Annotated in this window: 5 protein-coding genes; all 5 read left to right on the forward strand. The window is 55.1% G+C overall.

What is annotated here, in order from left to right; translation table 11 throughout:
- The first annotated feature begins 43 nt into the window (after positions 1-43).
- Entirely contained in the window at positions 44-1,660 is a 1,617-nt protein-coding gene (gene nifD / locus B2633_RS11025; protein WP_483170710.1) for a nitrogenase molybdenum-iron protein alpha chain, read from the forward strand.
- Positions 1,653-3,038 (forward strand): nitrogenase molybdenum-iron protein subunit beta, encoded by a 1,386-nt coding sequence (gene nifK / locus B2633_RS11030; RefSeq protein WP_483170712.1) that lies wholly within the window; start codon positions 1,653-1,655, stop codon positions 3,036-3,038. The genes nifD and nifK overlap by 8 nt, the downstream gene beginning before the upstream one ends.
- A 19-nt stretch (positions 3,039-3,057) precedes the next feature.
- Positions 3,058-4,413 carry a nitrogenase iron-molybdenum cofactor biosynthesis protein NifE gene (gene nifE, locus B2633_RS11035; protein ID WP_483170713.1) on the forward strand — a complete coding sequence of 452 codons (1,356 nt, stop codon included), beginning with the start codon at positions 3,058-3,060 and terminating at the stop codon, positions 4,411-4,413.
- Between the two features lie 4 nt (positions 4,414-4,417).
- Positions 4,418-5,797 carry a nitrogenase component 1 gene (locus B2633_RS11040; RefSeq protein WP_483170715.1) on the forward strand — a complete coding sequence of 460 codons (1,380 nt, stop codon included), beginning with the start codon at positions 4,418-4,420 and terminating at the stop codon, positions 5,795-5,797.
- A 20-nt stretch (positions 5,798-5,817) separates the two neighbouring features.
- Positions 5,818-6,665: nitrogenase cofactor biosynthesis protein NifB (gene nifB, locus B2633_RS11045; RefSeq protein WP_483170716.1), on the forward strand; the 848-nt coding region annotated here is incomplete at its 3' end.

Raw genomic sequence — 6,665 nt, forward strand, 5'->3', positions numbered from 1 at the left:
GCGGCATCCACTATACGGTTCGATTCGCAAAGGAGGAAAAGTGATGCTTAACCATAACACTTTGGATGAAATACTGAACAAATATCCGGCCAAAGAAAAACGCAACCGGAAAAAACACATCCTTATCAAGAATATTACTCAGGAAAATCAGGAAATCGAAGCCAATACCAGAACCATTCCCGGCATCATTTCCAGCCGGGGCTGCGCCTTTGCCGGCTGCAAAGGCGTGGTTCTGGGACCGCTGAAAGATGTGGTCAACATCGTCCACGGCCCCATAGGCTGCGGATATTATGCCTGGTTGACGCGCCGCAACAAGGGGGTGTCAAAAGCCCCCATGAAGAATTTTTTGCCCTATTGTGTATCAACTGACATGCAGGAAAGCGACATCGTTTTCGGGGGAGAGAAAAAACTGGCCCGGACCATAGACGAAGTCGTCCAAATCTTCCAGCCCCAAGCCATCACCATTTCCGCCACCTGTCCGGTGGGGCTGATCGGGGATGACATTCAGGCTGTAGCCAGAAGTGCCCGGGAAAAATACGGCATCAATGTCACCGCCTACAGCTGCGAGGGATACAAAGGGGTCAGCCAATCGGCCGGCCATCATATCGCCAACAACGGGCTGACCGAACATGTCATTGGGGCGGGTGACATGGAGGAAGCACCGCAAAAATACACCGTCAATATTCTGGGCGAGTACAACATCGGCGGAGACGGCTGGGTGATTAAAAAGATGCTGGAGGAGCTGGGCTACCATATTCAAGCCGTAATGACCGGGGACGGATCTTTTGAAGAGTTGAGCAACGCTCACGTGGCGGAGCTGAACCTGGTGCAGTGCCACCGCTCCATCAATTATATTGCTTCCATGCTGGAAGTTAAGTACGGCACTCCCTGGCTCAAAATAAATTTTATCGGCATCCGCTCCACAGTGGAAGCCTTGCGCAGTTTGGCCTTATATTTCGGGGAGCGGGAATTGATTGAACGCACGGAGGATTATATTACCCGGGAATTGGCCCGTATAGAACCGCAGTTGCTGCCTTACCGGCGGATCTGCGCCGGCAAGACTGCGTTCTGCTACGTAGGGGGATCCCGGGGCCATCATTATCAAGGCCTGTATGAAGAGCTGGGCATTGAGACCATTTTAGCCGGCTACGTGTTTGCCCACCGCGATGATTATGAGGGGCGCCAAGTCATACCGAATATCAAATCCGATTCGGACAGCAAGAATATTCCCGATTTGCATGTGGCGCCCGATGAAAATCGCTTTCGCCTGAAATTATCGCCGGAACGCGCCGCGGAGTTAAAAGACAAAATCGCCTTGAGCACCTACGCCGGCATGATTCAGGATATGAAAGACGGGAGCGTAATCGTGGACGATCTGAACCACTTTGAGACCGAGGAGCTTATCCGTATCCTCAAGCCCGATATTTTCTCCTCGGGGATTAAAGACAAATATGTGGTGCAGAAGATGGGCATTCCTTCCAAACAACTGCACAATTACGATTATAGCGGTCCTTACGCCGGTTTTGAAGGAGCGCTGAATTTTGCCCGGGACGTGGCCATGAGCTTTGCCAGCCCTACCTGGAATTACATCGAGCCTCCCTGGGCCCACCGGCCTTTGCTGGAAGGAACCCTGGTGAAAGGAGATATGGAAAATGCTTGACAGTACACCCAGAGAAATAATCGCCAGAACCGGCGCGGTCATCAATCCGGCCAAAACCTGTCAGCCTATCGGCGCCATGTATGCGGCCTTGGGGATTCACCGCTGCCTCCCCCACAGCCATGGCTCTCAGGGATGCTGCGCCTATCATCGCTCCCATTTGACCCGCCATTTCCGCGAGCCGGTGATGGCTTCCACCAGTTCTTTTACGGAAGGAGCCTCGGTGTTTGGCGGCAGCGCCAATCTGAAAACCGCCATCAAAAATGTATTCACCCTGTACAATCCGGATGTCATAGCCGTACACACCACCTGTCTGTCGGAGACCATCGGGGACGATATCCCCAGCATTATCAAGTCGGCAGCCATCCCCCCGGGCAAAATGGTGATTCATGCCAACACCCCCAGTTATCAGGGTTCCCATGTTACCGGCTTCTCCAACATGACCAAAGGCATGGTGAATTACCTGGCGGAAGCAAGCCTGGAGAACAAGCGGGAGCAGGTGAATATTCTGCCCGGATTTCTCAACCCCGGCGATATGCGTGAAATCAAGCGGCTTACCGCTCTTATGGGGGTGCCTTTCATTATGTTTCCGGACACTTCCGGCAGCCTGGATTCACCTATGAGCGGTCAGTTTAACATGTTCCCCAAAGGCGGCGCCAGGGTGGAGGCCATCCGGGATTCCGGCAATTCAAGCCTGACTCTGGCATTGGGGGAATATGCCGCCTCGGACCCGGCTTACCAGCTGGAGAGGAAGTGTCTGGTTCCGGCAGTGGTTTTACGGACTCCGATCGGAATTCAGGCCACGGATGCTTTGATCATGGCCTTGAGACAGCATTTCGTGGCTGAGGTCCCTGATGAAATTGAAGAGGAAAGAGGACAGTTGGTGGACATCATGACGGATCTGCACTATCACTTTCATGGAAAAAAGGTGGCCATTTTCGGCGACCCGGACATTGTGGCCAGCCTTACGGAGATGGTCCTAAGCCTGGGCATGAAACCCGTTCATCTTCTGACCGGCACCCCCAACACCTCCCTGGGCGGAGCCCAGGGCAACTTCGAGGCGACCGTCACGGCCATGCTGGAGGATGCGGGACTGGCAGGGCGGGTCAAAGCCGGCGGCGACCTTTTTGAACTGCATCAGTGGATTAAAAATGAACCGGTCGATCTGTTGATCGGCAACACCTATGGAAAGTATATTGCCCGGGCCGAAGATATTCCCCTGGTGCGGGTCGGGTTTCCCATACTCGACCGGGGAGTGCATTCCTACCTGCCTGTGGTGGGCTACCGGGGAGCCCTGCGGCTCATGGAAATGATCGACAACGCCCTCCAGGACCGGGTGGACCGGGATGCCCGTGATGAGGACCTGGAGCTGATCATGTAAAAAAGGGGGGGAGCGGGTCATGAAAACAGACCGCGGAGAGACGCTGCTGAAAGCAAGAACCGGGTTTATACGCACCAAAGGCGAACGGATGCCAACACAAAGCTGTGAAGCGGACAGTGTTTCCGGAAGCGTGAGCCAGCGGGCCTGTGTGTACTGCGGGGCCCGGGTGGTTCTAAACCCCATTACCGATGCGGTTCATCTGGTGCACGGTCCCATCGGCTGCGCCAGCTACACCTTTGATATCCGGGGCAGCCTGAGCAGCGGGGCGGAGCTTTATCGATACAGTTTTTCCACCGATCTCAAGGAGCAGGACATTATTTTCGGCGGAGAGAGGAAACTTGCGGCAGCCATCGATGAACTGGTGCAAAAATACCACCCGCCGCTGGTACTGGTGTATTCCACTTGTGTGGCGGGGGTTATCGGCGATGATCTGGAAGCGGTGTGCCGGGCGGCGGCGCAGCGGCACGGCATTGCCGTATTGCCGGTGGAATCCAGCGGTTTTGCCGGCAATAAGTCCGAAGGCTACCGGGTGGCCTGTGAAGTCTTGATGCGCCTGATGGAAGCCGGGAATAGCCCGTTGCCGGCTATGGAGCCGGGCATCAATTACCTGGGCGATTATAACCTGGCGGGAGAGTTGTGGATTATTGGCGGTTATTTGCGGCGCATGGGCGTAAAACTGAATGCTGCTTTCACCGGGGACTCCAGTTTGAAAGCTCTGCAGACGGCGCCGGCTGCGGCTTTTAATATTGTTCAGTGCGCGGGCTCCATGGGCTACCTGGCGAAAAGAATGCAGGAGCGATACGGCATACCGTTTTTTCATGTATCCTTTTTAGGTCTTCAGGATAGTGCCGATTCGCTGCGCTTGATCGCATCGGCCACAGGCGATGAGGAGGTCATGGCGCGCACCGAGGAATTGATCGCAGAGGAAGCCGGCCAGGCGGAGCCGTTCATTCAGGCTTACCGGGATAAGCTGAGCGGTAAAAAAGCCGCAGTTTACGTGGGAGGAGGCTTCAAAGCCATATCTCTGATCAAGCAATTCCGCGAACTGGGCGTTGAGGTCGTCATGATCGGCACGCAAACCGGCCGCAAAGAGGAATATGATGAGATCCACAATCTGGTCGAGGACGGCACCGTGATTCTCGACGACGCCAATCCGGCGGAATTGGAACGTTTTATGAGCAGACAGGGAGCGGATCTGTTGGTGGGGGGCGTCAAAGAAAGGCCTCTGGCATACAAGCTGGGGGTTGCCTTCATAGACCACAATCATGATCGCAAGCATCCTTTGAGCGGTTTCGAAGGCGCAGTCCATTTTGCCCGGGAAGTATATCATACCGTTTGCTCACCGGTCTGGAAATATGTTAAGCAAGGAGGATAAAAGGATGGAAGCGATCAAAACGATGCGCCACAGCGTGATTGAAAACCCCTGCCACGCCTGCATGCCTCTGGGAGCGATACTGGCTTTCAAAGGCATACAGGGCGCAATGGTCATTATTCATGGTTCACAGGGGTGCAGCACCTATATGCGCCGGCATATTTCCGAGCATTACAACGAACCCATCGACGTGGCTTCCAGTTCGATCACCGAGCCGGGAACCATCTATGGCGGAAGCGTCCATTTGAAAAAAGGACTGGATCATCTGATTCAAGTCTACCATCCTGAACTGATCGGGATTCTTTCCACCTGTCTGGCCGAGACCATCGGGGAAGATATCGCGCGCATTGCTGCAGAATACACGGTTGAGCGGGACATGGGCGCTTATCCCCTGGTCAGCGTCCCCACACCGGGGTATGGGGGCGGCCACAGTGAGGGCTATTTCCTGGCAGTCAGACACATTATAGCCCGCATCGCCCGACCGGTCCCCAAACACCACCGCATCAACGTAATCGTCCCCCATCTCACCCCGGCCGAGGTGCGGGAAATCAAAAGAATAATGGATCTTATGGGGGTGGATTATATTCTCTGCCCCGATTATTCGGAAACCCTGGACAGTCCATTTGCGCGTCCTTACCAAAAAATCGCCGGCGGCGGCACCAGTCTGCAGGAGCTGGCCATGATGGGCGGAGCGTCTGCCACCATTGAAATGAGCAGGTGCGTAGAGACCCATTTGTCCCCAGGCCGATACCTGGCCGGCACTTTCGAAGTGCCTTTGTATAATAGCCCCGTTCCTGTAGGGATCGAAGCCACCGACCTTTTTGTCAACCTTCTGAAGGAGTTGACCGGCCAACCCCTCCCCGATGTTCTGCAACGGGAAAGAGGCCGCTTGCTGGACGGCATGATCGACTCCCACAAATATAATGCCGAAGGGCGCGCCGTTATTTTTGGCGATCCTGATATGGTCCTGGCCGTCAGCAGCATCTGCATGGAGAATGGGATTGTCCCGGCGGTGGCTGCCAGCGGCGTTCACAGCAAGGCCCTGGAATTGGAAATGCAAACTTTGACAGCGGGCCGGACCGATGTGGCGACTGTGACGGAAACCGACTTGGCAGTGATCAGGGACCTGGCGGTCAAAGCAGAGGCCAACATCGCCATCGGGCATTCCGACGGCAGATATTTGACGGAACGTGAAGGGATTCCCCTAGTGCGCCTGGGCTTTCCGATTCACGACCGGGTGGGAGGACAGCGCCTGGTATCGGTTGGCTATGCAGGCACGATGATGCTTTTGGACCGCATCACCAACTGTTTACTGGACAGTAAGCTGAGCGCTTACCGGCCCCGAATGCTGAAAAAATACTATTCAGAACCTTCCGGCAAATTCTAGAAAATCGAGGTGAACAAACCATGAAATGCACTTGTACGTCGAAATACAGGATTGAACATGACCCGCAGCGGTCAGATGAAAAAACCCGGCAGCATCCCTGTTTTTCCACTGAGGCCCATCGTCAATACGGCCGCATCCACCTGCCGGTGGCTCCGGCCTGCAATCTCAGTTGCAATTATTGCAACCGCCGCTTTGACTGCAATAATGAAAGCCGTCCCGGCGTGGCCAGCGCGCTGCTTACCCCGGAAGAGGCTTGCCGTCTGTATGTCCGGGTACGCTCCCGGCACGACAACATCAAAGTGGTAGGCATTGCCGGTCCTGGAGACGCCCTGGCCAACTGGCCCGCAACACGGCAGACCATCGGTATGATCAAGGAAATGATTCCGGATACCATTTTCTGCCTGTCCACCAACGGGCTCAAACTGCTCAAGTGCGCGGACGCTCTATTGGAACTGGGGGTTAAGCACATCACTGTCACCGTGAACAGCCTGAAAGCAGCCATCGGCGCCCGGATATACCAACAGGTTTGGTTTGAAGGCCGCCGTTATGATGGCGCGGAAGGAGCCCGACTGCTGATCCGAAACCAGTTGGAAGCCATTCAATATCTGGCCGGACGGGGTGCGGTCATCAAGGTCAACACTGTCATGATACCCGGCATAAACGATCGGCATATCCCCGACATAGTGAAAGCAGTCGGCGCCCGGGGAGCTTTTATCAGCAACATCATGCCTTTGATCCCGGCTCCGGGAAGCGTTTTCGAGAACGCCTCCCCTACCGGTGTTCACGAGCTTCATGCCATGCGTCAAAGGTGTGCGTCAGATCTTCAGCAGATGTATCATTGCCGCCAATGCCGGGCCGACGCCATCGG

The sequence above is a fragment of the Syntrophomonas sp. UBA1041 genome (assembly GCF_002316705.1).
Taxonomy (GTDB): Bacteria; Bacillota; Syntrophomonadia; order Syntrophomonadales; family Syntrophomonadaceae; genus DTU019.

Coding starts and splice junctions, on each gene's coding strand:
- nifD (WP_483170710.1), top strand. CDS start 44: ATGCTTAACCATAACACTTTGGATGAAATACTGAACAAATATCCGGCC.
- nifK (WP_483170712.1), top strand. CDS start 1,653: ATGCTTGACAGTACACCCAGAGAAATAATCGCCAGAACCGGCGCGGTC.
- nifE (WP_483170713.1), top strand. CDS start 3,058: ATGAAAACAGACCGCGGAGAGACGCTGCTGAAAGCAAGAACCGGGTTT.
- B2633_RS11040 (WP_483170715.1), top strand. CDS start 4,418: ATGGAAGCGATCAAAACGATGCGCCACAGCGTGATTGAAAACCCCTGC.